The 26,790-nt window shown below is 60.6% G+C and carries 23 protein-coding genes; 3 read left to right on the forward strand and 20 right to left on the reverse strand.

The window, feature by feature from the left end:
• Window positions 1–22 precede the first annotated feature (22 nt).
• The 13 genes from IPM27_07150 to IPM27_07210 form a co-directional block, all read right to left on the reverse strand.
• Window positions 23–1,297, reverse strand: a complete 1,275-nt coding sequence (locus IPM27_07150) for a dihydroorotase (protein MBK9161327.1) — start codon at window positions 1,295–1,297, stop codon at window positions 23–25.
• The gene (locus IPM27_07155) at window positions 1,294–2,250 is read right to left on the reverse strand and encodes an aspartate carbamoyltransferase catalytic subunit (GenBank protein ID MBK9161328.1); all 957 of its coding nucleotides are present in this window, start codon (window positions 2,248–2,250) and stop codon (window positions 1,294–1,296) included. Before IPM27_07155 ends, IPM27_07150 begins: the two co-directional genes overlap by 4 nt.
• Window positions 2,247–2,705, reverse strand: a complete 459-nt coding sequence (gene ruvX / locus IPM27_07160) for a Holliday junction resolvase RuvX (protein MBK9161329.1) — start codon at window positions 2,703–2,705, stop codon at window positions 2,247–2,249. Before ruvX ends, IPM27_07155 begins: the two co-directional genes overlap by 4 nt.
• Window positions 2,698–3,258, reverse strand: coding sequence for a YqgE/AlgH family protein (locus tag IPM27_07165; protein ID MBK9161330.1), 561 nt, complete (start codon window positions 3,256–3,258; stop codon window positions 2,698–2,700). Before IPM27_07165 ends, ruvX begins: the two co-directional genes overlap by 8 nt.
• Window positions 3,259–3,331: 73 nt before the next feature.
• Entirely contained in the window at window positions 3,332–8,428 is a 5,097-nt protein-coding gene (locus tag IPM27_07170) for an Hpt domain-containing protein (GenBank protein MBK9161331.1), read from the reverse strand.
• Between the two features lie 21 nt (window positions 8,429–8,449).
• Window positions 8,450–10,474 carry a type IV pili methyl-accepting chemotaxis transducer N-terminal domain-containing protein gene (locus IPM27_07175; GenBank protein MBK9161332.1) on the reverse strand — a complete coding sequence of 675 codons (2,025 nt, stop codon included), beginning with the start codon at window positions 10,472–10,474 and terminating at the stop codon, window positions 8,450–8,452.
• A gap of 28 nt (window positions 10,475–10,502) precedes the next feature.
• A complete protein-coding gene (locus tag IPM27_07180) occupies window positions 10,503–10,997 on the reverse strand; it encodes a chemotaxis protein CheW (protein MBK9161333.1) in 495 nt (164 codons plus the stop codon).
• Window positions 10,998–11,014: 17 nt separating this feature from the next.
• Complete coding sequence (locus IPM27_07185; GenBank protein ID MBK9161334.1) at window positions 11,015–11,380, reverse strand: response regulator; 366 nt, start codon at window positions 11,378–11,380, stop codon at window positions 11,015–11,017.
• A 4-nt stretch (window positions 11,381–11,384) separates the two neighbouring features.
• Window positions 11,385–11,783 carry a response regulator gene (locus IPM27_07190; GenBank protein ID MBK9161335.1) on the reverse strand — a complete coding sequence of 133 codons (399 nt, stop codon included), beginning with the start codon at window positions 11,781–11,783 and terminating at the stop codon, window positions 11,385–11,387.
• A gap of 100 nt (window positions 11,784–11,883) precedes the next feature.
• A complete protein-coding gene (locus IPM27_07195; GenBank protein MBK9161336.1) occupies window positions 11,884–13,344 on the reverse strand; it encodes a TrkH family potassium uptake protein in 1,461 nt (486 codons plus the stop codon).
• Window positions 13,345–14,718 carry a Trk system potassium transporter TrkA gene (gene trkA / locus IPM27_07200; GenBank protein MBK9161337.1) on the reverse strand — a complete coding sequence of 458 codons (1,374 nt, stop codon included), beginning with the start codon at window positions 14,716–14,718 and terminating at the stop codon, window positions 13,345–13,347.
• Window positions 14,719–14,733: 15 nt separating this feature from the next.
• Window positions 14,734–15,525, reverse strand: coding sequence for an inositol monophosphatase family protein (locus IPM27_07205; GenBank protein ID MBK9161338.1), 792 nt, complete (start codon window positions 15,523–15,525; stop codon window positions 14,734–14,736).
• A 20-nt stretch (window positions 15,526–15,545) separates the two neighbouring features.
• A complete protein-coding gene (locus IPM27_07210) occupies window positions 15,546–16,103 on the reverse strand; it encodes a thioredoxin family protein (GenBank protein MBK9161339.1) in 558 nt (185 codons plus the stop codon).
• Window positions 16,104–16,190: 87 nt separating this feature from the next.
• On the opposite strand from IPM27_07210, the gene IPM27_07215 reads away from it, so the two are divergent.
• The 3 genes from IPM27_07215 (at window position 16,191) to argA (ending at window position 18,792) form a co-directional block, all read left to right on the forward strand.
• Window positions 16,191–16,922, forward strand: a complete 732-nt coding sequence (locus IPM27_07215) for a 16S rRNA (uracil(1498)-N(3))-methyltransferase (protein ID MBK9161340.1) — start codon at window positions 16,191–16,193, stop codon at window positions 16,920–16,922.
• A gap of 95 nt (window positions 16,923–17,017) precedes the next feature.
• Complete coding sequence (locus IPM27_07220) at window positions 17,018–17,203, forward strand: 4-oxalocrotonate tautomerase family protein (protein MBK9161341.1); 186 nt, start codon at window positions 17,018–17,020, stop codon at window positions 17,201–17,203.
• A gap of 269 nt (window positions 17,204–17,472) precedes the next feature.
• Window positions 17,473–18,792: an amino-acid N-acetyltransferase gene (gene argA, locus IPM27_07225; protein ID MBK9161342.1), complete on the forward strand. Its 1,320-nt coding sequence runs from the start codon at window positions 17,473–17,475 to the stop codon at window positions 18,790–18,792.
• Window positions 18,793–18,941: 149 nt separating this feature from the next.
• Here argA and IPM27_07230 read toward each other — a convergent pair whose 3' ends face one another.
• The 7 genes from IPM27_07230 to IPM27_07260 form a co-directional block, all read right to left on the reverse strand.
• Window positions 18,942–20,504, reverse strand: a complete 1,563-nt coding sequence (locus IPM27_07230; GenBank protein ID MBK9161343.1) for an AAA family ATPase — start codon at window positions 20,502–20,504, stop codon at window positions 18,942–18,944.
• 54 nt (window positions 20,505–20,558) lie between these two features.
• The gene (locus IPM27_07235; protein MBK9161344.1) at window positions 20,559–21,782 is read right to left on the reverse strand and encodes an AmpG family muropeptide MFS transporter; all 1,224 of its coding nucleotides are present in this window, start codon (window positions 21,780–21,782) and stop codon (window positions 20,559–20,561) included.
• Between the two features lie 210 nt (window positions 21,783–21,992).
• A complete protein-coding gene (gene metW / locus IPM27_07240) occupies window positions 21,993–22,607 on the reverse strand; it encodes a methionine biosynthesis protein MetW (protein ID MBK9161345.1) in 615 nt (204 codons plus the stop codon).
• A gap of 452 nt (window positions 22,608–23,059) precedes the next feature.
• Window positions 23,060–24,199, reverse strand: a complete 1,140-nt coding sequence (locus tag IPM27_07245; protein ID MBK9161346.1) for a homoserine O-acetyltransferase — start codon at window positions 24,197–24,199, stop codon at window positions 23,060–23,062.
• Between the two features lie 209 nt (window positions 24,200–24,408).
• A complete protein-coding gene (gene ptsP / locus IPM27_07250; protein MBK9161347.1) occupies window positions 24,409–26,133 on the reverse strand; it encodes a phosphoenolpyruvate--protein phosphotransferase in 1,725 nt (574 codons plus the stop codon).
• Window positions 26,130–26,399 (reverse strand): HPr family phosphocarrier protein, encoded by a 270-nt coding sequence (locus IPM27_07255; protein MBK9161348.1) that lies wholly within the window; start codon window positions 26,397–26,399, stop codon window positions 26,130–26,132. The genes ptsP and IPM27_07255 overlap by 4 nt, the downstream gene beginning before the upstream one ends.
• Window positions 26,400–26,786, reverse strand: a complete 387-nt coding sequence (locus IPM27_07260; GenBank protein MBK9161349.1) for a PTS fructose transporter subunit IIA — start codon at window positions 26,784–26,786, stop codon at window positions 26,400–26,402. It abuts the gene before it with no gap.
• Window positions 26,787–26,790: the final 4 nt, after the last annotated feature.

The following is a 26,790-nucleotide window of genomic DNA, read 5'->3' on the forward strand; positions in this document are numbered from 1 at the left end:
GGCGCATGGGGTTATTGAAGGTTCATTGCCGGAAAACGATCTGCCCGTCGAGCAGCGCATAACGCACCCGCCCCTGCATCTCGTAACCGTTGAACGGTGTGTTCTTGCCCTGGCTCCTTAGCGCGGCCGGTTCCACCTTCCATGCCGCCTGCGGGTCGAATATGCAGATGTCTGCATGCGCACCCACCGACAGGTGCCCGACCTTCTGGCCCAGCAACCGCGCAGGATGGATGGTCACGCGGGACAGCGCATCCAGCAGCGGGATTTTTTCCTGCGCCGCCCACTTCAGCACCAGCGGCAACAGCAATTCGATCCCGGTCGCTCCCGCTTCGGCCTCGGCGAACGGCAGTTGCTTGGCATCATCATCCACGGGTGAATGGTTGGAACAGATCGCGTCGATCGTGCCGTCCTTGAGCCCGGCGCGCAACGCCTCGCGATCGCGCTGGTCGCGCAACGGCGGGGTCAGGTGGCAGTTTGCATCGAAATAGCCGATGTCCGTCTCGGTCAGGTGCACATGGTTCATCGACACGTCGCAGGTGACCTTCAGGCCTTCCCGTTTGGCAGCGCGCATCATCTCCACGCCGGCCGCACTGGAAATGCGGCAGACATGCAGGATGACGCCTGTCTCGCGTGCCAGTTGCAGCATGGTCGACAGTGCGATGGTCTCGGCCACCACCGGAATGGGCGGCAGACCCAGACGCGTGGCAACTTCGCCATCGTGCGCCACGCCGTTCCTGGCAAGGAAACTGTCCTGCGCACGCAGCCAGACGCGATAGCCGAAGGTCGCCGCATATTGCATTGCGCGCATCAATACCCGCGTATCAGTAAGCGGTGCGTCGGCCTGACTGAACGCTTTGCAGCCCGCGTCCGTCAGTTCGATCATCTCAGTCAGTTCCGCACCCTTCAATCCGTAAGTCAGGGCGCCGACCGGAAACACGCGGCACTGGTTCAGGGAACGGGCGCGATGCTTGAGCATCTCCACCAGCCCCGGTTCATCCAGCGGCGGATCGGTATCGGGTGGACAGGACAGAGAGGTGACCCCCCCCGCTACTGCGGCAGTCATTTCCGATTCCAGTGTCGCCTTGTACTCGTAGCCCGGTTCGCGCAGTCGCGCCGCGACGTCCACCAGGCCCGGCACCACGACCAGCCCACCGGCGTCGATCACCTGTTCCGCAACGAAGCCCTGTGGCGGCATGCCGATGCCGACGATGCGCTTGTCGACGATGAACACATCCTGTTGCGCATCGATGTTGTTCTGCGGGTCGATCAGGCGACCGTTCCTGATATGTGTTCTCATGCCGCCTCCCCCGCCAGCGTGCTCATCACCGCCATGCGCACCGCTATACCGAACGTGACTTGCGGCAGGATCACGGACTGCGGACCGTTCGCCACGCTGGAGTCGATCTCCACACCGCGGTTCATCGGGCCGGGATGCATTACGATGGCATCTTCTTTCGCCAGCGCCAGCCGTTCCTGCGTCAATCCGTAGTGTTTGAAATATTCCTGCGCCGAAGGCAGCAGCGCGCCTTGCATGCGCTCGTTCTGCAGGCGCAGCATCATCACCACGTCGACATCCTTCAATCCCTGCTCCATGTCGTGGAAGACGCGCACGCCCAGCTTGTCGACATGGGTCGGCAGCAAGGTCTTTGGCGCAACCACGCGCACTTCCGGCACGCCCAGCGTGGTCAGCGCATGGATCTGCGAACGCGCCACACGCGAATGCAGCACATCGCCGACGATGGCGACACGCAGGTTATGGAATTCCTTCTTGTAGTGGCGGATGGTGAACATGTCGAGCAGCGCCTGCGTCGGATGTGCATGACGGCCGTCGCCGGCATTGATGACATGGATGTTCGGCGCGACGTGCCGCGCGATGAGATGTGCCGCACCCGACTGCGAGTGGCGCACCACGAACATGTCCGCATGCATCGCACACAGGTTGTCCACGGTATCCAGCAGCGTCTCGCCCTTGCTGGTGCTGGAAGAACCGATATTCAGGTTGACCACGTCGGCGGACAGGCGCTTGGCGGCGATCTCGAAGGTGGTGCGGGTGCGGGTACTGTTCTCGAAGAAGATGTTGAATACCGACTTGCCGTGCAACAGCGGGATTTTTTTGATCTCGCGTTCTTCGGCGATATTCACGAATTCGGCAGCCTTGTCCAGCAAATTGCGCAGGATCTGCACCGGCAGGCCCTCGGTGGAGAGCAGGTGTTGCAGTTCGCCGTGGCGGTTCAATTGCGGGTTGTTCATGCGTAGATTCCTGCGCTGGGTTCGTCGAAATACGCTTGCAGTATCTGCTGTGCGGCATACTGGTCGATCAGGGACTTCTGTTTCCGGCCGTGTATCCCGACCCCGTCCAGTACGGCACTCGCGGCGGCGGAAGTATACCGCTCATCGACCAGCAAAGTGGGCAAATCGAAGCGTCCCTTGAGCCGATTGGCGAAGCGACGGCACAGCGCCGTCATTTCGTGTGGAGTGCCATCCTCGTTGCAGGGCAGCCCGACCACCAGTGCCGCCGGTTGCCATTCGCCGATGAGCGTGGCGATCTCCGCAAATCGAACCTCGTTCTTTTCATCGTTGATGGTAGTGAGCGGCTGCGCAGTGGCGGATACCGTGTTGCCAACGGCGATACCGATGCGCCTGGTGCCAAAATCGAATGCGAGCAGTGTGCCGGATGGACGCAGGGCAACCGCACCATCAGGCATGCCCAGCCTCCTCGGACAGCGCAGCGTAATCGATGCCGAACAGCGACATCGCGGCGGGCAGGCGTTCCTCGGGAGGCAGATCGAACAGGATATGCTCGGAGGCCGGCGCCGTCAGCCAGGTGTTCTCGCCGATCTCGTGCTCCAGTTGGCCCTGATCCCAGCCGGCATAACCCAGCGTGACGATCATGTTGCGCGGCCCCTGACCCCGGCCCAGCGCTTCGAGGATATCCCTGGATGTGGTCAGCGCAAGCCGGTCGTTGATGCGCAGCGTGGATTGCCAGTCATCCTGCGTGTCGTGCAACACGAAACCCCGCTCGATCTGTACCGGCCCGCCGAAATACACCGGCATTTTCTCCAGTTCGGGGCGGTGCAGCGGGATATCGATCTGTCCGAACATCTCGCCCAGCGTCAGGCTGATCGGCCGGTTGACCACGATACCCAGCGCCCCGTTCTGGTTGTGCTCACAAATATACGTCAGCGTCCCGGCGAAGACACCTTCCTGCATCGCCGGCATGGCGATCAGGAAATGGTCGGTAAGGTTAAAGTCTGACATGGGCGCATTGTAGCTTTCCCGTGATGCCCGCACAATTCTCCGGCGTTGCCACGCCTATGAGATCAGCCGACCGTCAACCCATTTCCGGAACGGCTACGAACCCCGCGATCTGCTGCAGCAACTCTTCTTCATTGTAGGGTTTGCCGAGGTATGCGTTCACACCCAGTTGCATTGCATAGTCGCGGTGTTTGTCCGCAGTACGCGATGTAATCATGATGATGGGGAGATTTTGTGTCTTGGCGTCGCGGCGCAGGTGTTTAGCCAGCTCGAAACCGTCCATGCGCGGCATCTCGATGTCCAGCAGCATCACGGCTGGCGTGATCTCGCCGAGTTGTTCCAGGGCATCCACGCCGTCCTTGGCGGTAACGACCTGATAGCCGGCACGCGTCAACAGGCGCGTGGTGATCTTGCGCACGGTCAGCGAATCGTCCACCACCATCACCAACGGCAGGACGCGCAGCACTTCCGGCGCGGCGGCAACGGTCTTGCGCACCGTCGTCACGATACGCTGCGCCAGTTGCGCCGGATTCAGGATCAGCACCACGGCGCCGTTACCCAGCACGGTCGCGCCGGCAATGCCCGGCAACCGTGCCAGTTGCGGACCGACGTTCTTCACCACCACTTCCTGGTTGCCGTGCAGCGCATCCACATGCAAGGCGACGCGTTGCTCACCACTACGCAACAGCAACACTGAATTGCGCGGCTGGTTTTCAGGTGCCCGCTCGGCATCACCCAACAGGTGGGGCAGATAACCCAAGGGATAGGTCTTGCCGTGCCATTCGATCTGGCGATCGCGGTACAGCGCCTCCATATCGGCGAACTTCACCTGGCGCACCTGTTCGATCATGATCGAAGGAATGGCATACATCGCATCGCCGGCATTCACCATCAAAACCTGCGTGACTGCCAGCGTAAGCGGCAGATGGATAATGAAACTTGTTCCCTTGCCGCTCTTCGAACTGATGTCGATACGGCCGCCCAGGGCGGTGATCTCGCTACGCACCACATCCATGCCGACGCCGCGCCCCGCCACTTCGGTCACCTGCTCTGCAGTCGAAATCCCGGAGGTAAAGATAAGCTGCGCCAACTGCTCCTCGCTGACCTCTTCGTTTACTCCCAGCAATCCTCCGGCGATCGCTTTTTCGCGTAATGCGGCAAAGTTCAGGCCTGCCCCGTCATCACTGAATTCGAACACCACCTCATTGCTTTCCTGGTGCAATTTCACTCTGATTTCGCCGATGGCATCCTTGCCATTCCGGACACGTTCCTGCTCGTCTTCCAAGCCGTGCGCGATGGCATTGCGCAACAGATGCTCGAAAGGCGCGGTCATTTTCTCCAGCACGCTTCGGTCAAGCTCGACTCCCGTACCGATCAACTCCAGGTTGGCACGCCTGTTCAACTCCTTGCCGGTTTGCCGGACGATACGGTAAAGCCGCTCGCTGATGTTCGAGAACGGCACCATGCGCACATTCATCAGGCTCTGCTGCAATTCGCGGTTAAGCCGCGCCTGAGCCGACATCGCGGCGTCCGTCTCGTCGATGTTCTTCAGCAGCGATAGCTGAATGGTCTGCACGTCATGAACGCTTTCGTTCATGAAACGTGTCAGTTCCTGCAAACGCGTAAAACGGTCGAATTCGAGCGGATCGAAATGTTCCGCATCATCACTGACCAGAGAAATACGCGCCTGCATCTGGCTTTCAGCCTGGATCTCGACCTCGCGTAGCTGCTTGCGCAGACGAGTCACGCTACCGGTCAACTCCATCAACCCGTCCTTGAATGCGCGGATCTCGGCTTCCATCCGCGAACGGGTCACGCTGATTTCGCTGGCCTCGTTCACCAGCCTGTCCACCACATCCGAGCGTACGCGCAACATGTTGGCGAGCAAGGCGCGTTCCGCTCCCACATCCAAGGCGCGTTGTTCGTTCCTGCGCTCGGCGCCGGAAGGATCTTCTCCGCGCCGTTCAGCTCTGCGCTCGACACCGCCGCGGTCTTCCGCTCGCCGACCGAATCCGTCAGGAACTTCCTCTACTACCGGCTCGCCACCGCGCAGCTCTTCCAGCAACGCATTGATACGATCGAAATCGCTTTCCAGCCCGTCCCAATATCCGTCCTGCTCACGCATCTGCGCGGCGGCCAGCACGCGGTCTTCCATTTCATGTGCAATCTCACCGATGCGCATCGCGCCTGCCATTCGCGCGCTGCCCTTGATGGTATGCAACAAGCGCTTCAACTGGTCGGCCTGCTGGGTGTCGTCCGGATTTTCCCGCCAGGCACGCAATCCGGCGCTGACTTTCGGGCTCAGGTCATCCGCCTCCTCAAGGAATATCTCCAGAAGTTGTTCATCCACATCATCGCGGACTTGAGGTTTCGTCGGCGCGGCGCGGCGCTCGGGCAATGCCACCGGTTCTGCCGGAACGGCTTCCTGAGTGGGCACCACCGGAATGGGTGGAGTGATTTCCTGTGTAACCGCCTCGTCCACGACAGCCGGCGTCGCTTCTTCAAGCAGCCTGTCCTTGTCCGCCAGCAATTGATCGATCAGGTCACGGCGTGGCGGCGGCATCTTCTGATTGCAGATGTCTTGCGCCATTTCCTGAATGGCAACGATGACATGCACCAGCATTTGCGCCTGACGATTGCTCAACGCGAACGGTTTTTCGATGCGCGCCTGCAACCAACCCTCCAGCGTATAAGCCAAATCGGCCACGGCAGTGAATCCCATGGTGCGGTTCACGCCCGCGAGTGTATGTGCCGCACGCATAAAATCGTACGGGATGACCGGCGGTCTGGATGCTTGCATCACGGCGAACTGGTCGTTCAGGACAAGCGCATTTTGCTTGGCCTCGGTACTGGCTATGCCGAACAGTGATGAAGAAAGCGTAATATCGCCGATCACGACCTGATCGGGTTCGGGCGCCGACTCGGGTTCAGGTACCGGCTCGGGCACCGTCTCAGGTTCCACAACAGGTTGCAAAGCGGATACCTGCACCTGTTTCGCTTTTGCTTCCGCCGGTTTGACGCGTGCACTGATATCAGGCTCGATACCATCCTCGATTTGCTGCGCCATTGCGACCAAGTCTCCGGCCTCGATCTGCACCCCCCCCTGGCTGTTGAGCGCCTCCACCCAGCCGGAAAAGGCCTGCGTCGTCTGGTTGATGAAATGTATCAATCCGGGCGTGGCTGGCTTGTTCTCCTGCAACCACTTGTTCATCGCGCGCTCGGCACACCATGCGACCTCGCCCAGATCGGTCAGCCCGACCATGCGCCCGCTACCCTTGAGCGTATGGAAGCCACGCCTGATGGTCACCAGGGGTTCATGACTATCCGGGTGCAACTGACAAATCTCCAAATTGTCATGCATGATGCCCAGAACTTCCTGCGCCTCCTCAAGAAACACCTCGAGCAATTCCTGGTCTTCGCCAATCGGTCGCTGGAACTCGGCAGCGACACCTGCCTGCTCGGCCGGAACCGCCTTCTCCGGCACGGACACGTGGCGCAATTTTTTCAGGTCGGCCGACGCAACCTGCAACGAAGCATCCTCATCCTGGTGGCCATGTATCAGATGTTGCAGATAGTTTTCCAGTGCGCTCACCGCCCCGGCCAGCGCGACGCTTTCTGCCGGCGTGGCCGTGGCATTGCCGTGTACATATGCATGTATGCACTCCAGAACGGAAACCATGAGCTGCTCGGCCTGTTCAAGGGACAGGATGCGCAGGCCACCGTGTATCTGCGCCATCAGGCGCTCAAGTCCGGGCAACTCGTTGCGATTGGCCGCGTCGCTGAAAAAAGCGCTCAAGCCTTGTTCGACATGCTGGAGGTTCGCCAGCATCTCATTGACCAGCGGTTCCATTGCCTCATCCTGTTCGGTCTGACAATGCAGCGAGATCAGATCGGACATCTGTTGCTCGTTTTCCGGCTGCTGATCGAGCGCCGCACTCAACCGCTCCGACAGGATGCGAACCTTCTCCTGGAATGCTCCGCCCAGATAGCTGTAATGCTCTATGCCGCTATCCAGCAACAGTAGCGCCAGCGCCATATCCATTCCGACCTGTCGTGCCACATCCGGATCGGCGGCTTTCAGCGACATCTCCTTGATATGCTTGGTCAGGGGTTGCAGAGTATTGCGGTCGAGTTTTTCACTCTGCATGGCAAGGGTATCGATTTGTTCGACAAAGCTGGCACAGGCGTCTTTATCGCCTTTCGCACACTTTTCCCAGACATCCCCGGCCGTCCGCAAATGATCGCGCATCACTCCCAGCAGCTGCTCGGCTTCACCCGGCGGCAAAGCAGAAACCTCGGGTAAATACCGATCCAGTCCGTAAGCTTGCTTGACTTCGTCCACTTGCTCGCTGACGGCATGGCTGCGCCCGACCAGATACAGCATTTCGTTCAACACGGGTTGCACATCGGTGGCGTTGCCATCGACGACCGCGCGCATCTGCTGGTCGATGCGACCAAACAACTTGCGCGCACCAAGCTCCGGAGGCAGGCCATCCAGCATCACACAATCGAGCAGCGCACGACTGACCCACCAGAACGCGCGCCCATCGTCTTGCGGGACATAGCCCAACACGGCATCGACTGCCTGCTGCATCAATTGCAGCGCGGCAGGGACATCATCCTGGCGCAGGAATCGCATCAAACCCTGCTGGTACTGGCTGCGCGCAGACTTGATCTGACCGATCGCATCGTCCGGCGGCACGCCATTCATCACCTTTTCCGGGAGTTGCACCGCAAGATCCGGGTAGAACAGATCCAGCTCGAACGACATTTCCAGGCCGCGCAGGCTCTGCAGTCCCTGATACTGGGGAAACAAACGTAACGCGGCATTATCCGCACCGTGCAATAGCGCTTCCAGATAATGCGAAATGCCGAACAGGGCATCGCGCAATACGTCGCGATGCAAATCGGTCAGGAGGCCCGGGTGCGACGCCAGTTCGTCCAGAACGGTTTCGAGTTCGGCGCATAGCACCGCCACGCCCTCCAGATGCACCATTTTGAGCACACCCGGTAAACGCCTCAATTCTGCGCTGGCCGCCATCAATGCGGACAGGTTGTCATCCGGCGCAGCCAGAAATTGCTCAAGCTTTGCCCCCACCTCATCCAGCGCGGCATCGAGGCCGGGCTTGACGGCGGAAAGTGCGGCCGTATCGAATTGTGCCTGTTTTACCATTCCCGTTTTAAGTATCCGTCATCAGACCTTGAAGCCCTCGACCGAACCTTTCAGGTCGTTGGCCAGGCCGGTCAGCTGCGCGACGGAATTCGCCGTCAGGCGCGTACCTTCCGTAGTCTGTCCGGTAATTTTCAGAATGTCCTGCATCACTGTCGCCACCTCGCTGGCCATATCGGTCTGAACCTGGGTGGATACCGAAATACTGTTAATCAGTGTCGCCAGTTCGTTCGACACCTGCTCAATCTCCTTCAGCGACTGCCCCGCCACTTCGGACAGTTTGGCACCTTCCACCACACCCAAGGTGCTCTTTTCCATCGCCGCCACCGCATCATGGGTATCGCTCTGAATGGTCTTGACCAGCGCACCGATCTGCCGAGTCGCCTCGGCAGAACGTTCCGCCAGACGTTGCACCTCTTCCGCCACCACCGAGAAGCCGCGCCCCGCCTCGCCGGCAGAAGCCGCCTGAATGGCGGCATTCAACGCCAGCACGTTGGTCTGCTCGGTAATGTCCGAGATCAGGTCCACGATCTCGCCGATCTCCTGTGAACTTTCACCGAGCCGCTTGATACGCTTCGAGGTTTCCTGGATCTGTTCGCGGATACCGTCCATACCGGCGATGGTATTACGCACCGCCTTGGCACCTTCCTCGGTTGCTGCAAGGGTGCGGCGCGCCACGCCAGCAGACTGTGAAGCGCTGGAGTCCACTTCCTGAATCGACTTGGTCATCAACTGCACCGACTCTCCTGCATCCTCGATTTCCCGCGCCTGCTTCTGCGCCGCATCGAGCAGACCCTTGGACACATCTTCCGCATCCTTGGTCGCACTACTCATCTGCTCGGCAGCCGCAGTGATACGTCCAACCAGCTTGCGCAATTCCTCGGTGGTGTAGTTCACCGAGTCGGCGATCGCGCCGGTAATGTCCTCGGTCACCGTCGCCCGGATCGTCAAATCGCCTTCCGCCAGATCGCTCAATTCGTTCATCAGGCGCAAAATCGCATCCTGGTTCTGTTTGTTGGATCGCTCCGCTTCCGCCGCACGGCGATGGGAATCTTCCAGATATTCCTTGGAAATCAGCAGCAGAAACAACAGCGTGAGACCGCCGGCCAGCAGCGCGACCGTACCGGAAATGCGCGACATCAGTGTGGTCTGGTAGGCCGAGACCAGCAGTTGCGCCTTGGCCAGCAGAATATCGGAGTCGACCAGGATGGCATTGGCGGCGGCCTTCGCCTCCACCAGGTTACGCGCTTGCGAAACCAGAATCTCGATACTGTTGCGGTACGGCTCGAACAATGCCGTCGCCGCTTGCACGTTCGGATCGTCCGAGGGGAGCGCGAGCAACGCATCCTCTGCCGCGTAGGTATCAACGCCCAATTGCGCCAGCTGTTCCAGCGACACATCACTGGACAACATCTTCGCCGCGTCCTTGGCGATACGCTCCACCGCGAGGGACAAGCTGGTCGCCGCTACCTTCTGCTCCCCCTGGTAGCTGCTGACCATTTGTTGCGTCAAGCCGCGGAACTCTTCACTGGTATTATCGATCACCGTGATCGCACTACCCAGCGTCACCAGACCGGGGCGGCCGTTTTCCACCGCCTGCACATCCTGCATCGTCTTGTTCACACTGGTGGTCAGCGTACTCAGGGCGTCGCGGGCATCGCCACCGGTGGGCGGCAACGAGGCATCCCCCTTGTCCAACAATTCGATGACTTTGGACATATCCTGCTTGCTCTGCGTCAGACCATCAAAGGAATCCGAGTTGCCGGACAGGCTTAACTGGGTATCCTTTGCCAGCCGTTGCGACAACATCAGCAATTTACTGGACTCACCGACATAACGTGAGCTGTACCCGGCTTCGCGGTTGTTGATATAGGCCCCGATCGCCGCCACGAGCATGCATAACACCGTCGCGCTACCCAGTATCTTCAGCTGTTGCGCGATCGACAAATGACCGATCAGTGGCAGACGGATATCGGCCGCCTTGGACGCATCGTCCGCGACGGTTTTTCTGAATTGTTTGAAACTGGGTAATTTCAGTTTGAATGCCATGTTATTTTCCTCCCCCGAACGGGAATGACTAAACGCCTACCTGCAAAAAATCCGGCTGCTCAAGCAAACCGACCACATCCAGCTTGCGCCATGAGACACCGCGCTCATCATGATACTCAACCTGACCTTCAGCTTCGCTTTGCTGCCAGTCGCGCACATCGCGCAAACCGAGCACGCGATCGACCAGCAAGGCGGCATTGAACGCATGGCGCCCCGCGACCAGCAACACGCGATTAGCGATATCCCCGGTTGCTTCACCCCGATGCTGATAAGTGGCCATATCGGCAATGCAAAACAGATTGCCGCGCACATTGGCAACACCGCGGAACCACGCCTTGCACAGCGGGACCGGGGTCAGCGGCGGCAGTGTCAGCACCTCGCTGATGTCAACCATGTCCACCAGCCAGTTCTGTCCGGCGATCTGCACACCCAGCGACGACAATTGTTCGCTGGCGCGCCCCTTGTCCTGCATGCGATCGCTCAGGCTTTGTTGAAACTCGCGCAGATTAAGGCGTTTTGCCATGATGATTCAGGTTTGCGTCAGTTGAGTTTTGCAATCTTGCTGAGCAAATCTGCCGCGTCGATCGGCTTGACCACATAATCCTTCGCGCCCTGGCGGATGCCCCAGAGCTTGTCGGTGTCCTGATCCTTGGTGGTGCAGATCAGAACCGGGATATGCTGGGTCTCCGGATCCTTGGTGATTGCGCGGGTAGCCTGAAAGCCGTTCAACCCGGGCATCACCACATCCATGATGATCAGATCCGGTTTGTCACGCTTGGACTGAGCCACGCCGGACTCGCCGTCCATGGCGAAGGAAACCTCGAAACCCTGTTTGGTCAAAACCTCGCCCATGATATGGCGCTCGGTTGCCGAATCGTCCACGACCAGTATTTTTTTGATTGCCATCGTTCTATTCCTTTATTTGCTGTGTGTGTGTAATGACCGCCTCGATCAGGCTTTTTTTGTTGAAAGGCTTGATCAGATACTGATCAGAACCGACCAGCTTGCCACGCGCGCGGTCAAACAGCGTGTCCTTGCTGGTCAACATGACTACCGGGGTGTTTTTGAAACTCTTGTGGTTTTTGATCAGCGCGCATGTCTGATAGCCATCCAGACGCGGCATCATCACGTCGACGAAGATGATATCGGGTTTGTTGTCGACCACCTTGGACAAGCCGTCAAAGCCGTCCTCGGCCAGGATGACCTGACAGCCCGCCTGCGACAGGAATATCTCGCCGCTACGCCGGATGGTGTTGCTGTCATCGATCAGCACCACCTTCACTCCCGACAATGGCTGGTTCTCATTCAACTCGCACGCTCCCTACTGGCACTGAAGTGCTCTAATCAACTGCAATGAAAAGCCCTAGGCAACAATCGTAACGCATCTCGTCCGTGCTGTCATGGCGTATTTAACGCCGCCAGAATTGCGGAGTGAAAAGGATCAGCACGGTAAAGATTTCCAGCCGCCCGACCAGCATGCCGAACGTGCATATCCAGGTCTGGAAATCGGTCAATCCCTGATAGTTGCTCGCCGGCCCCACCGTCCCCAGCCCGGGGCCAAAATTGTTGACGCAGGCCAGCACCGCGGTAAATGCCGAGACGAAATCCATGCCGCTGATCAGCAAAATGAAAGTCAGCGTAGCGATGGTCATGAAATACAGGAAGATAAAACCCAGCACGGCGAACACGATATTGTTCGGCACGACCTGGCCACCGATCTTCATCGGATTCACCGCTGCCGGATGCAGCAGCTTGATGAATTCGCGCCCTGCCTGATTGAACAACACCAGCGTGCGCATCATCTTGATGCCGCCGCCGGTAGAGCCGGAACTGGCTGCGATGCAGCCAATGAACAACATCCATAACGGCGCAAAGATCGGCCATTGATTGTAGTCTGCACTGGTAAACCCGGAACTCGCCCCGATCGAAACCACGTTGAAGCTGGCATGGCGAAGCGCCGTCATGAATTCCGGATATACACCGTTCCACCACAGGAAGAAAGCGATCCCGAAACAACTCGACAGGATGATGCCGAGCGCCGCCTTGGCTTCCGTATCCCGCAGATACAGATGCACGGCCTTATGGCGCCAGACGAGGAAATGCGTGGCGAAGTTGATCACCGCGAACAGCATGAACACGATCATCACGAATTCGATCAGCGGAGAATTGAAATATCCGACGCTGGCATCATGGGTGGAGAACCCGCCCAGACCCATCGTGGAAAAGCCGTGGCACACGGCATCCAGCCAGTCCATGCCGGCCCAATTCAGCGCACCGATGCAAAGCAGGGTAATGGCCACATAGACGATCCACAAGTTACGTGCGGTATCCGCGATGCGCGGGGTAAGCGCGGACTCCTTCATCGGCCCCGGCGTCTCCGCCTTGAACAGCTGCCGTCCGCCGATCCCGAGCAACGGCAACACCGCCACGGCCAGGACGATGACGCCCAAGCCGCCCAACCATTGCAATTCATGCCGCCAGATGTTGATGGACGGCGGCAGATTGTCCAGGCCGGTCAGCACCGTTGCGCCGGTGGTGGTCATGGCTGACATGGTCTCGAAATACGCGTCGGTCAGCGAGAGTCCGGGTATCACCAGCAGCAGAGGGATCGAGCCGAACAGCGGCATGGCCGTCCACATCACCACCACCAGCAGGTAGCCGTGACGGATCGACAGTTCGCCCTTGTAATGTCTGGTCAACAACCACAGCAATATGCCGGCCGCCGCCGTCCACAGCATCGCCAGCAGGAAATTCAACAGCATCGCGTCATTCGAATAGATCAGTGCTGTGGCTATCGGCATGACATAGGTCATGCTGAACATCACCAACAACAACCCGAGCGCATGCAGAACGGTCAGAGTGCGTATCATTTAGAAAAATCCGATGCTGACCTGGAACAGTTTCTCGATCTTCTGCACCATCTTCTTGTCGATGACGAACACGATGACATGGTCATCCGCCTCGATCACGGTATCGTGGTGGCCCATGATGACTTCGTCGCCCCGCACCAGCGCGCCGATGGTCGCGCCTTTGGGTAGATCGATCTCGTCGATGCGCCGACCGACCACATGGGACGATTTGCGGTCACCGTGTACGATCAGCTCCAGCGCCTCTGCGGCACCGCGCCGCAGCGAATGCACCGCCTCCACATCGCCCTGCCGCACATAAGCCAGCAGGGAACCGATGGTGACATGCGCCGGAGACAACGCAATGTCTATCTTGCCGCCCTGCACCAGACCGACATAGGCGCTGCGGTTGATCAGCGCGATCACCTTGTGTGCCCCGCCCTGTTTGGCCAGCAACGCGGACATGATGTTGTTTTCGTCGTCGTTGGTCAGTGCGCAGAACACGTCCACCTCGCCGACATGTTCCTGTTGCAGCAATTTCTCATCCGTGCCGTCGCCGTTCAACACCAGCGTATTGCTCAATTCGCCGGCCAGCCTTTCACAGGATCTCTTGTTGTATTCGATCAGTTTGACCTGGTAATCATGCTCCAGCGACTTGGCCAGGCGGCGACCGATATTGCCGCCGCCGACGATCATCACCCGCTTGCTGGGCTTGTCCAGACTGCGCATTTCCTTGAGCACACTGCGAATATTGCCGGCGGCGGCAATGAAAAATATCTCGTCGCCCGCCTCGACCACGGTATCGCCCTCCGGAATGATCGGGCTGTCCTTGCGGAAGATCGCCGCGACGCGTGCATCCACCTGTGGCATGTGGGTGCGCAGCAGGTTCAGTTGCGAACCGACCAGCGGGCCGCCCTCGAAAGCGCGTACCGCCACCAGCGAAGCCTTGCCCCCGGCAAATTCCAGCACTTGCAAGGCCTCCGGGAACTCGATCAGCTTGGTGATGTACTCGGTGAGGATCTGTTCTGGACAGATCGAGAAATCGACGCAGAAATTATCCGGGCCGAATACCTCCGGGCGGGCCAGAAAATCCGCGGTGCGGATTCGCGCGATACGCGTCGGCGTGTTGTAAAGGCTGGCGGCCAGCTTGCAGGCCACCAGGTTGACCTCATCGCTCTGCGTCACCGCCAGCAGCATGTCGGTATCGGCGATCCCGGCCTGTTCGAGAATCGAAGGGTGAGCCGCATTGCCGGTCATGGTGCGCAGATCCAGCCGATCCTGCAGCTGGCGCAATTTCTCGCCGTCGTGATCCACGATGGTGATATCGTTGGCTTCGCCGACCAGGCTTTCCGCCACCGTTGAACCGACCTGCCCCGCACCAAGTATCAAGATCTTCAAAGCCGTCTCCCCGGGCTACAGTTGCGCGCGTATCCAGTGCTTCCACGCGTCGAACAATTCTTCATTGCGCGCCGCGATCACCGAGCGATGCCAGATATCGCCCAGCACAAAATCATCGTTTTCGATGCAGCAAACATGTCCGCCCGCTTCCCACAGGATCAATGTGCCGGCGGCATAATCCCAGAGTTTCTGACCGCCGTGCAAATATACGTCATAACGTCCGGCGGCGGTATAACACCAGTCCAGCGCACTGGCGCCAAAATTGCGCTGCGAGGCATAGGGTGGACAGGTCGCCAGTTGCGCGACCAGCTTAGTACCCAACCGTTTCAGATCGACGTTTGCCAGCGCCTGCCCCAGCGACTCGACCGTTTCGCGCCCGAGCAGTTTTTCACCGTTCAGGAACGCCCCCTTGCCCTGTTCGGCGGCAAATACCTCATCGGCTACCGGATCGTACACCACGCCCAGCACGCTCTTGCCTTCGCGCAACAACGCGACGGAAACCGCAAAATACGGCAGGCCGTGCACGAAATTGGACGTGCCGTCGATCGGATCGATGCACCACATCCCTTCGCTGCCTGATGACCATGCCGCCTGCTGTTCGTCGGCAGACATCTCTTCGCCCAGCACCGGCAAGTCAAAAATGCTCTGCAGCCTCCGGGTCAGCGCCTGTTGCGCTGCAGTATCCGCCTCGGTGCAGAGACTGCCGTCGCTTTTGCGCTGGTGCGCCACCTTGCGGTAGCGCGGCATGATCTCTTCCGAAGCAACCAGCTTCACGGCAGCGACCACCGCCTTGAGCGTGGCGCTCATGCCGCGGGCGCCCGTACGCGTCACGTCTCGTCTTTCCACTTGATCGAACAGCCCATACTGGCGATCTGCTCGCGCGGCCCCTGGCCGGTCTGCGCCACTTGCAGCATGGCATTGAACAGGTCGCGCGGCGCATCAGGCACGGCCTCCTTGCGCGACGCATCCAGCCGCCCGCGATATTGCAGCTCCAGTTTCGCATTGAAGCCGAAGAAATCCGGCGTGCATACCGCGCCGTACTCCTTGGCGACCTGCTGCGTCTCGTCCCACACGTAAGGAAAGGGGTAACCGTACTGTTGCGCGACCAGCTTCATGTTATCGAACGAATCCTCCGCGTATTCCGAGGGATCGTTGGACATGATGGCGATGCTGTTGATGCCGTGTTGCTGCAGCTCGAGCGTATCGCGCACCAGCCGGTCGCGGATCGATTTCACGTAGGGGCAGTGATTGCAGATGAACATCACCAGCAGGCCGTTGCTGCCGCGTGCGCTGGCCAGGCTGTACCGCTTGCCGTCCACGCCCGGCAGATCGAAATCGCGGGCCTTCCAGCCAAAATCGCAAAGGGGTGGTTGCAGACTCACCATGACAAACTCCTGACATCATTTTCGGAGGCGTTATATTATCACGCGCACCTTGCCGACAACCCGGCCCGAGATGAAGGTTATTGACTGATGCCGCGTTTTTATTGCCCACCGCCGCTGCCGTCCGGCGGCTCGTTCGAGCTGCCGCCGGACGCGGCCCACCATGCCGCACGCGTGCTGCGCCTGCGCGAAAAGGATCGCATTGAAATCTTCGATGGTCTCGGCAACGGGTGTCGGGGCGTGATTGCCGAACTGAATGGCAAGCGCGTGCTCGTCGGCGCGATACAACCAACCGTCGCCGACCGCGAATCACCGTTGAAGGTCATGCTGGCGCAAGCCATGTCCAGCAGCGAAAAGATGGACTGGGTGGTGCAGAAGGCCACCGAACTCGGCGTCTCGGAAATCCAGCCCCTGAATACCGAACGCAGCGTCGCCAGACTATCCGCCGAACGGATCGGCAAACGCATGGAACACTGGAATCAGGTTGCCATCTCGGCCTGCGAACAATGCGGGCGCAACGTATTGCCCATCATCCACGCGCCACTGGACATCATGGCGTGGTTGCGACAGGCACAGGAAGCATCGGACACGAAATTCATTCTGCTACCGCAAAGCGAGGTCTCGCTGCATCATCAGGCCGAGCCTGCGGGCAGGGTGGTATTGCTGATCGGCGCGGAAGGCGGCTTTACCGAAGCCGAGAGCGGCAGCGCGTTGCAAAGCGGTTTCACGGCGGTCCGGCTGGGGGGGCGCGTGTTGCGCACCGAGACCGCCGCCATTGCGGGACTCGCCGCGCTGCAAACCCTGTGGGGAGATTTTATTTAACCCCGAAGACACGAAGTTTTTCATGGCAGATATGGTCTCTTCGTGATTTTCGTGAACTTCGTCGTGAGATGTATTTTTTACCAAAGGAAATCATCATGCCCTACGTAAACATCCGCATCGCCGGCAACCTCACGCGCGACCAGAAAGCCAGAATCGCCGAGGAGATCACCGATACGCTCGAGCGCATCGCGCTCAAGCCGAAGTCGTATACCTACATCGCATTCGACGAACTGCCCGACGAGAACTGGGCGATTGCGGGCAAGCTGCTCGATGAAGAGTAATGTATACGCGGCTGTTCCCGCACCAGCGGGCTTCGCCCCACCGTGTCACAACCGCTACACCTACATCGCATTCGACGAATTGCCCGACGAGAACCGGGCGATTGCGGGCAAGCTACTTGACGAAAGTTGAGCCGGCACGGCTGTTCGGTTACTGCATCATGCATTCGTTGTTGCCGGCTCCGCCGGCGGCTGGCGGATCATTCCCCGATGACAGTTGCTAGATGGGGAATAGCGCGGCATCATGCACGTATTCGAACAGGGAGATCCCCATGCCTGCTTCCACCTCCGCCGATTTCGTTGCCTGGTTCCGCTCCGTCGCACCCTACATCAACGCCTTTCGCGGCAAGACCTTCGTGATCGCGTTCGGCGGTGAGGTGGTTGCCGACGGCAAGTTCGTCGAGCTGGCCCACGATTTCAACCTGCTCGCCGCGCTCGGCATCCGGCTGGTGCTGGTGCATGGCGCGCGCCCGCAGATCGAGCAGCACCTGGCAAAGAACAACCTGGATGACGCCTACCACCAGGGCGTGCGCATGACCGACGCCGAGAGCATGCAATGCGTCAAGGAGGCCGTCGGACGGGTGCGCGTCGAGATCGAAGCGTTGCTGTCGATGGGACTGGCGAATTCGCCGATGGCCAATGCCGACATCCGCGTCGCGGGCGGTAATTTCATCACCGCGCAACCGATCGGCGTGATCAACGGCGTGGACCTGCAGCACACCGGCAGCGTGCGCAAGGTGGATGTCACCGCGCTGAACGATCGCATGGACTTCGGCGAAGTGGTGCTGCTCTCACCGCTCGGTTATTCGCCGACCGGCGAAGTATTCAACGTCACGCTGGAAGACGTCGCCACCGCCACCGCCATCGCGCTGGACGCCGACAAGCTGGTATTCCTGATGGACACTGACGGCGTGCAGATTAAGAAAGGCGAACTGCTCAAGGAACTCACCGTCGTGCAGGCGCAGGGGGTGCTGGCCGGCAAGCGCAAGTTGCCTGCGGACGTGAGCCTGTTCCTGCCCTGTGCGATACGCGCCTGCGAAGCCGGGGTATCGCGCACCCATCTGATCAGCCGCCACACCGACGGCGCTGTGTTACAGGAACTGTTCAGCGACGACGGCATCGGCACCATGGTGGTGGAAAGCACGCTCAACACCCTGCGCGATGCCAGCATCGAGGATGTCGGCGGCATCCTGCATCTGCTGCGCCCGCTGGAAGCCGAGGGCATCCTGGTACGGCGTTCGCGCGAACTGCTGGAACGCGAGATCGCGCGCTTCGTGGTGCTGGAACACGACCATCGCATCATCGGCTGCGCCGCGCTGTACCCGTTCCCGAACGAGGCGGCGGCGGAACTCGCCTGCCTGGCTGTGGACACGCAATACCGCGACCGCGGCTACGGCGAGGCGATCCTCAACCACATGATCTCGGTCGCCAAGGCGCAAGAGTTGCAGAAGCTGTTCGTGCTGACCACGCGCACCGCGCACTGGTTCATCGAGCGCGGCTTCAAGGAGGGCGACGTCGCGGAGTTGCCCGAGCAGAAGAAGGTGCTGTACAACTACCGGCGCAAATCCAAGGTGTTCGCGCGCAAGCTCTAGGGATGCGCTGAATAAGTATGATTTTGTCGTTCCCGCGAAAGCGGGAACCCGGTTAAATCAACAAGCTGGATTCCCGCTTTGCGAGCAGCCGCTATGCGGCTTGCCTGCTTACCCCTTTGCGCGGAAATGACGACTTGATCAGCTCGTCCCTAGGTAATACCGAGCAGCGCCTCCAGTTCGTTCCAGCCGTTCCGTCCCGCGAAGTCCGCAGCACAACCAAGCTCCGACGATGACAGCGGCTCGGCTGAAGCCGCCAGTTTTTCCAACACTGCGACATCCGCTTCCGAAGCATCGCCTGCCTGCGCCTGACGCCGGGCGATGCGCTCTCGCAACATCCGCTGGTCTGACAGCATCGCGGCAATGGCGAATGGCACGCGCATCTGCCTCGCCAATTCGTGGAAGCTCGCGCGCTCCTCCTGTTTGAGGAAGGCCGCATCGACGATCACCGGAAATCCGTATCCGATCAGCTCGTGCGCAAGCTCAAGCAGACGCGCGTAAGTGCGCTGCGTGGCCGTCGCGCTGTAAATGCCCTCGCCGAAGCGGGAACGGCTGTCATCCAGCGCACCGAGACCGTGCAGACGCTTGCGCTCGACATCCGAGCGGATGCGGATCGCGCCGAAGCGCTCCAGCGCGGCCTGCGCAAAAGTGGTCTTGCCGGAACCGGGCAGGCCGTGCGTGAGGATCAGCGCGGGTGCTGGCCTGGCGAGACAGTTGCGCGCCAGCACCAGGTAACTGCGGCTGGCGCGCAACCGTTCGTTCGCCGCGCGCCGCGACAAGCCGGATTGTGCAGCGCGGATCGCATCGACCTTGGCGCGTACCGTGGCGCGGTAAGACAGGTAGAAGCGCAGTACCGCCACGCTGCCGTAATCACCGGTGCTTTCCAGCCATGCGTTCAATAGCCGCCAGGCCAGGTCGGGGCGCTCGCGGTGCAGCAGGTCCATCACCGGGAAGGCCAGTTCGTCCATCACGTCGATCCAGCGCAGCGCAGGATTGAACTCGATGCCATCGAACGGCACCGGCTCGTCGCCGATCAGCGCGATGTTGCCCAGATGCAGGTCGCCGTGGCATTCGCGCACAAAGCCCGCCCTGCACCGCTGCGCGAAGATAGCGGCGCATGCTGCCAGCTCGGCCTCCGTCGCCGCTTTCAGCTCCGCCACTTCATCTGCCGCATCCGGCCATGACCGTAACGGTTCGAAGTTCTGCAGCGCATCCTTGCTAATCTCGGCGGCACTGCCAAACAGCGGGGCGGGCGGCGTGGCAGGTAGCCCGGCATGGAAGCCGGCAATGACAGCAGCGAGCCGGTCGATGTGCTTCGGCATGATCTTGCCGCGCAACAACAGACCATCCATCAGGCAGTCATCGGGGAAACGCCGCATCTTCACCGCGTATTCGATGGCGGGCTGCGCGCCGAACTGCGGGTGATCTGGATCGCCGCCGATGGACACGGTACCGAGATACAACTGCGGCGCAAGACGCCGGTTCAGCCGGACCTCTTCATCGCAGCAATGCTTGCGCAGCTCCAGCGTGGAAAAATCGAGGAAGCCCAGGGACAGCGGCTTCTTGATCTTGTAGACGTAGCGCCCGGCCAGCAGCACCCACGAGATGTGCGTCTCAACCAGTCGCACATGAGGCACCGCATCGGGGTAGCGGCGCGGATCGAGCAACGCGGCGACCAGCCGCTGTTGCAATTGGAATGACTGCCCGGAAACCATCGTGCTTCCTGCGGAAAGGCCTGCGGCCATGTTACCGCCCTGCCGATGAACGGGCTAGCCCGATCCGGGCAGCGGCTCGTTCCACGGCGCAACCTTGAACAGCAACAGCATCCCCGGTATCGCCAGCAGTACGCACAGCAGGAAGAACGTCGTCCAACCCATCGACTCAACCAGCCATCCTGTCGCGGCATTCGCGAAGGTGCGCGGGATCGCCATCAGGCTGGTGAACAGCGCGAACTGGGTGGCGGTATAGGCGGGATGGGTGGTGCGGGCGATGAAGGCGACGAAGGCGACGGTGCCCAGGCCCACACCCAGTGCTTCCATGCCGATGACGATGGCGAGCTGGGTGCGTTCGGCGACGCCGATCTCGGTGAAGGGACCGTGCGAGGCGAGCCAGGCGAAGCCGAAGATGGACACCACCTGCACCACACCGAACAGCCACAGCGCACGATTGATGCCGATCTTCACCATCCACAGTCCGCCCAGCATGCCGCCGATGATGGAGGGCCACAGGCCGGCGTTCTTGGCGATGAGGCCGATGTCGGTCTTGCTGAACCCCATGTCCAGATAGAACGGCGTGGCGAGCGCGGTGCACATACTGTCGCCGAGTTTGTAGAACAGCAAAAAGGCCAGCACCAGCAGCGCGCTGTTCCAGCCGTTGCGCGTGATGAATTCATGGAACGGTTCCACCACCGCCTCGCGCAACGTCTTGGGCGGTGAGGCGCGGTGCGGTTCGCTCACCATCAGCGTCATGGCAACGCCGGGCAGCATGAATAATGCGGTGATGATGAACACCCAGTCCCACGCCATGTGGTCGGCGAGGATCAGCGACAGCGAACCGGGCACCAGCCCGGCGACGCGGTAAGCGTTGACGTGGATGGCGTTGCCGAGGCCCAGTTCCACATCGTTCAGCAGTTCGCGGCGATAGGCATCGAGCGCGATGTCCTGCGTGGCGGAGAGGAAGGCGAGCAGCGTGCAGAACAGCACGATGGCAGTCATGTCGGTCTGCGGCGAGAAGCCGCCGAGCGTGGCGATCACGGCCAGCAGGCCGATCTGCGTCAGCAGCATCCAGCCGCGCCGCCGACCAAGTATCGGCAATACATAGCGATCAAGAAAGGGCGACCAGATGAACTTCCAGGTGTAGGGAAACTGGATCAACGCGAACAGTCCGATGGTCTTGAGGTCGACCTGTTCGGTACGCAACCAGGCCGGGACCAGATTGAACAGCAGGAACAGCGGCAGGCCGGAGGCGAAACCCGTGAAGACGCATATCAACATGCGCTTGGTGAAGAGTTGCTGCCAGACGGTCACGGATGCACCTCTGTGTGTGTTTTCCCTCTCCCCCGGCCCCTCTCCCACTTGTGGGAGAGGGGAGCCATTATTCCTTCTCCCGCTTGCGGGATAACCAACGACTTGGCTGCGGGTTCTTGCAGCCTGGTCGGATGGCTAGTTGCTTCTCCCAGAGGGCCAGGGAGATGGCTCACCGAATCACACCCCACGCTGGAACCGGTACACCGCAGTGCTGCCGAGCAGGTTGGGCAACAGGCCGATCTCCTGGTCGCCGGTCATCACGCGGCGTTCCAGCACCGCCACATGGTGGTCGCGGCAGAACGACTCGAAATCGTGCAGCGTGCATAGGTGCACGTTGGGCGTGTCGTACCACTGGTAGGGCAGTTCGCGCGACACCGGCATGTTGCCGAGCAACACGTCATAACGGTTGCGCCAGTAGCTGAAGTTCGGGAAGCTGACGATGCCCTGCCGCCCGACGCGCAGCATCTCCTGGATCAGCGGTTCGGTATGGCGGGTCGCTTGCAGGGTCTGCGACAGGATCACGAAATCGAACGAATCGTCCTCGAAATCCGACAGCCCCGTATCGAGGTCGTTCTGGATCACGTTCAGGCCGGCCGTGATGCAGGAAACGATATCGACGTCATCGATCTCCACGCCGTAACCGCTCACTGCGCGCGTCTCCTTGAGATAGCGCAGCAGGCTGCCGTCGCCGCAGCCAAGGTCGAGCACCGTCGCGCCGTTCGGTATCCAGGCGGCGATCGCGGCGAAGTCCGGGCGATCTGTGACCAGTTTGGCGATGTCGTTCCGGTTCATGCCGCCTCCTTTATATGCACCAGACCATTCACAAGCCTGCCACTTCGGCGTCCGGCGTCACTCGCGGACGGTCGCATCCCCGCTGCGCGGGGCCCCTGCTTCCTGTTGGCTCCGGCATAACCTGAAGGTGAGCCTGCGCCGCAACAAGCCGCTACGCGTCGTGTTGTCATGCCGACGCCTCCTTTACGTATGAAGAGCAATCCACGATCCGGTATCTTCGGCGTCCGGCGTCACTCGCGGACGGTCGCATCCCCGCTGCGCGGGGCCCCTGCTTCCGGTTGGCTCCGGCATAACCTGAAGGTGAGCCTGCGCCGCAACAAGCCGCTACGCGTCGTGTTGTCATGCCGACGCCTCCTTTACGTATGAAGAGCAATCCACGATCCGGCATCTTCGGCGTCCGGCGTCACTCGCGGACGGTCGCATCCCCGCTGCGCGGGGCCCCTGCTTCCTGCTCATGCCGCCACCTCCTTCGCAACGTTGTTCAGGTAGGCGCGCATCACCTCGAAATAATGCGGGTGTTCCATCAGGAAGGAATCGTGGCCGTGTGTGGAGGTGATCTCGGCATAACTGACATTGCGCCGGTTGTGCAGCAGCGGCCGCACGATCTCCCGCGAACGTTGCGGCGAGAAACGCCAGTCGGTGGTGAACGAGATCACCAGAAAATCCGCTTTGGCGCGCGCGAACGCGCGGTTCAGATTGCCATCGAAATCGTGCGCGGGATCGAAATAGTCCAGCGCCTTGGTCATCAGCAGATAGGTGTTGGCGTCGAAACGGGTGGCGAACTTGTCGCCCTGATAGCGCAAATAGGATTCGATCTCGAACTCGACCTCGTAGCCGTAGTTGAACTGTCCGAAGCGCAACCCGCGCCCGAACTTGTTCGCCATCGCGTCATCCGACAGGTAGGTGATATGTCCCAGCATGCGTGCCAGGCGCAGCCCGCGCGTCGGCACCACGCCATGCTGGTAGAAATCGCCACCATGGAAATCGGGGTCGGTCAGGATCGCGTTGCGTGCCACATCGTTGAAGGCGATGTTCTCCGCCGTCAGGTGCGGCGCGGCGGCGATCACCAGCGCGTGGCGCACGCGTTCGGGGAACGACAGCGACCATTGCAGGGCCTGCATCCCGCCGAGGCTGCCGCCCATCACGGCGGCGAATCTCTCGATGCCGAGCCGGTCGGCCAGCCGCGCCTGCGCTTCCACCCAGTCATCCACCGTGATGACCGGGAAGCTCGCGCCATACGGTCTGCCGGTTTGCGGGTCGATCGAAGACGGCCCGGTCGAGCCGTGGCAGCCGCCGAGATTGTTCACGCCGATCACGAAGAACCGGTCGGTATCGACCGGCTTGCCCGGGCCGACCATGTTGTCCCACCAGCCCGTGCTCTTCGGGTCGTCCGCGTAATGCCCCGCAATGTGATGGTTGCCGGACAGCGCGTGGCAGATCAGGATCGCATTCGACCGGTCGGCATTCAGCGTGCCATAGGTCTCGTACACCAGCTCATAGCGCGGCAACACCGCACCGCTGCGGAAGGTCAGCGGGGTGTCGAAAGTGGCGCGCTGCACACTGACATTGCCGATGCTATTGGCTGTTTCCAATATATTCGCTCCAAAAAACAAAACCCGTTCAGCTTGCGCGGGACGGGTTGCCTCGCTTTAGCTGGTATGTTTAGAGTGCCCCGCAAGCTGATGTCAAATCGGCACTGGTAAAACGATTGTCCCTTCAACCGAACGAACGACGCCCGTCAGGTCATGGGGCGCAGTTTCCGTGTTTTGCGAATGGCTGTCAATCGGTCGCATGCCGGCCGTCAGGCGTTGAGACGGTACAGCAGTTCGCGGATCTTCAGCGGATCTTCGGCACGCAATATCTTCTGCGTCAGCGCCGCGATCTCCGGCAAGTTGGTGGTCAGCACGCGCTGCTTGACGCCGGGCACCTGCGACGACGCCATCGATAACTGGCGCAGCCCCATGCCCAGCAGCAGGCGCGTGTAGACCAGTTCGCCGGCCATCTCGCCGCACACCGACACCGGCACGCCGAGCCGGTTGGAAGTGGTGATGACGTGCGACAGCAGATGCAGCACGGCGGGATGCAGGGGATCGTAGAGATGCGCGACATCCTCGTCGGTACGGTCGATCGCCAGCGTGTACTGGATCAGGTCGTTGGTGCCGATGGACAGGAAGTCGAGCTTCTTCGCAAACACGTTCAGCGCCAGCGCGGCGGCGGGGATCTCGATCATGCCGCCGATCCCGACTTCGCGATTGTAGGGAATATCCTCGCGATCCAGACTTTCTTTGGTTGCGGCGATGAACTGCAACGTCTGGTTCAGTTCCGATACCCCGGAAAGCATCGGCACCAGTATTTTCACGTTGCCATAGTGCGAGGCGCGCAGCAGCGCGCGCAACTGGGTGCGGAACAATTGCGGTTCGGCCAGGCATAACCGTATCGCGCGCAGACCCAGTGCGGGATTGTTGGCCACGCGTTCCGCGCCGCTGATCTGCTTGTCGGCACCCAGGTCGAAAGTGCGGATGGTGACCGGCTGGCCTTCCATGCCGACCGCCGCCGCACGATAGGCTTCGAACTGCTCGTCCTCGCCGGGCAGTTCTTCGCGGTTGAGGAACAGGAACTCGCTGCGGAACAGGCCGATACCGGTCGCGCCGTTCTCCCTGGCCTCGGTGATGTCCTCCGGTTTCTCGATGTTGGCGTACAGGTCGATGGGCGTATCGTCCAGCGTGGTGGCGCGCGCGGTGCGTAGCCGCCTGAGTTTCTTGCGCTCCAGCTCCCGTTCGCTCTGGCGCAGCCGGTATTCGGCAAGGATGGACTTGTCCGGATTGACGATCAGCACACCCTGGTCGCCGTCCAGGATCAGCAGATCATCCTCGCAGACCAACTGGCGCGCGTTGTGCAGGCCGACCACGCACGGCGTGTTCAGGCTGCGCGCCACGATGGCGGTGTGCGAAGTCGCGCCGCCGACATCGGTGACGAATGCGGCAAAGTGTTGCGGCTTGAACTGGATCAGGTCGGCAGGGCTCAGATCGTGCGCCACCATGATGGTCTCGGTATCGCGGCGCGGCAGCGGCGGCTGGCCGCCGGGCAGTCCGAGCAACTGCTTGAGCAGCCGCTCGGCAACCTGTTTCACGTCGGCCTGCCGTTCGCGCAGGTAGGCGTCCTCGAATTCATCGAACTGCGCGACCAGTGCCGCCGTCTGGACCTTGAGCGCCCATTCCGCGTTGCATTGTTCCTTGGCGATCATATCGCGTGGCGCAACGCTCAGTTGAGGGTCGTCCAGGATCATCTGGTGCAATTCGAGGAAGGCGTCGAACTCGGCCGCCGCATAGTTCGGACGGTTGCCGCGCAGCGTCGCCAACTCGGTGCGCGTAGCCTGCAATGCCGCATCGAACCGCGCGAGCTCGCCGTCGACAAGTTGCTTCGGCAATACGTAATGCGCCACCTCCAGCGAAGTATGCGAGATCAGGTGCGCATGGCCGATGGCGATGCCTCCGGAGACCGCAATGCCATGCAATGTAAAGCTCATTCGCCTTCCCCGAAATAATCGTTGATCAGCGCCAGCAACGCCTCCATCGCCTCGGCCTCATCCTCGCCGCTGGTCTCGATGTTGACGGTCATGCCCTTGGCCGCGGCCAGCATCATCACCCCCATGATGCTCTTCGCGTTCACGCGGCGCTTGTTGCGCGACATCATCACCTCGCACTTGAAGCGCGAGGCCAGTTGGGTGAGTTTGGCCGAGGCACGCGCATGCATGCCGAGCTTGTTGATGATGACCACATCCTGCTGCAACATCTAATGCTCCATATGCACGATGCATTCGCGGCCGCCTTCGATGGCGATCTTCGCCAACTCCGGCAAGGTCTTGCCGGGGTAACCCAGCACGCGCAACAGCATCGGCAGGTTCACGCCCGCCACACCCTCGACGCGCTCGGCATGGCACAACTGCCGCCCGATGTTGCTGGGCGTGGCGCCGAACACATCTGCCAGGATCAGCACCCCGCTACCGGCGTCCAGTTCCTTGATCAGCTCCTCGCCCTCGACCAGCTTCTGTTGCGTGTCATCGCTCGCGCGAACCGACAAGGCCCTGAGGTTGCGCGGCGCCTCGCCCAGCACATGCCTGATGCAATCGATGAAGCTGTCGCCCAGCCCGTTGTGCGTCACTAACAATATCCCGACCAATTCA

Source organism: Nitrosomonadales bacterium (assembly GCA_016716325.1).
In the GTDB taxonomy this organism is placed as follows: Bacteria; Pseudomonadota; Gammaproteobacteria; order Burkholderiales; family Gallionellaceae; genus Gallionella.

Coding starts and splice junctions, on each gene's coding strand:
- IPM27_07150 (MBK9161327.1), bottom strand. CDS start 1,297: ATGAGAACACATATCAGGAACGGTCGCCTGATCGACCCGCAGAACAAC.
- IPM27_07155 (MBK9161328.1), bottom strand. CDS start 2,250: ATGAACAACCCGCAATTGAACCGCCACGGCGAACTGCAACACCTGCTC.
- ruvX (MBK9161329.1), bottom strand. CDS start 2,705: ATGCCTGATGGTGCGGTTGCCCTGCGTCCATCCGGCACACTGCTCGCA.
- IPM27_07165 (MBK9161330.1), bottom strand. CDS start 3,258: ATGTCAGACTTTAACCTTACCGACCATTTCCTGATCGCCATGCCGGCG.
- IPM27_07170 (MBK9161331.1), bottom strand. CDS start 8,428: ATGGTAAAACAGGCACAATTCGATACGGCCGCACTTTCCGCCGTCAAG.
- IPM27_07175 (MBK9161332.1), bottom strand. CDS start 10,474: ATGGCATTCAAACTGAAATTACCCAGTTTCAAACAATTCAGAAAAACC.
- IPM27_07180 (MBK9161333.1), bottom strand. CDS start 10,997: ATGGCAAAACGCCTTAATCTGCGCGAGTTTCAACAAAGCCTGAGCGAT.
- IPM27_07185 (MBK9161334.1), bottom strand. CDS start 11,380: ATGGCAATCAAAAAAATACTGGTCGTGGACGATTCGGCAACCGAGCGC.
- IPM27_07195 (MBK9161336.1), bottom strand. CDS start 13,344: ATGATACGCACTCTGACCGTTCTGCATGCGCTCGGGTTGTTGTTGGTG.
- IPM27_07205 (MBK9161338.1), bottom strand. CDS start 15,525: ATGAGCGCCACGCTCAAGGCGGTGGTCGCTGCCGTGAAGCTGGTTGCT.
- IPM27_07210 (MBK9161339.1), bottom strand. CDS start 16,103: ATGGTGAGTCTGCAACCACCCCTTTGCGATTTTGGCTGGAAGGCCCGC.
- IPM27_07215 (MBK9161340.1), top strand. CDS start 16,191: ATGCCGCGTTTTTATTGCCCACCGCCGCTGCCGTCCGGCGGCTCGTTC.
- IPM27_07220 (MBK9161341.1), top strand. CDS start 17,018: ATGCCCTACGTAAACATCCGCATCGCCGGCAACCTCACGCGCGACCAG.
- argA (MBK9161342.1), top strand. CDS start 17,473: ATGCCTGCTTCCACCTCCGCCGATTTCGTTGCCTGGTTCCGCTCCGTC.
- IPM27_07230 (MBK9161343.1), bottom strand. CDS start 20,504: ATGGTTTCCGGGCAGTCATTCCAATTGCAACAGCGGCTGGTCGCCGCG.
- IPM27_07235 (MBK9161344.1), bottom strand. CDS start 21,782: ATGTTGATATGCGTCTTCACGGGTTTCGCCTCCGGCCTGCCGCTGTTC.
- metW (MBK9161345.1), bottom strand. CDS start 22,607: ATGAACCGGAACGACATCGCCAAACTGGTCACAGATCGCCCGGACTTC.
- ptsP (MBK9161347.1), bottom strand. CDS start 26,133: ATGAGCTTTACATTGCATGGCATTGCGGTCTCCGGAGGCATCGCCATC.
- IPM27_07255 (MBK9161348.1), bottom strand. CDS start 26,399: ATGTTGCAGCAGGATGTGGTCATCATCAACAAGCTCGGCATGCATGCG.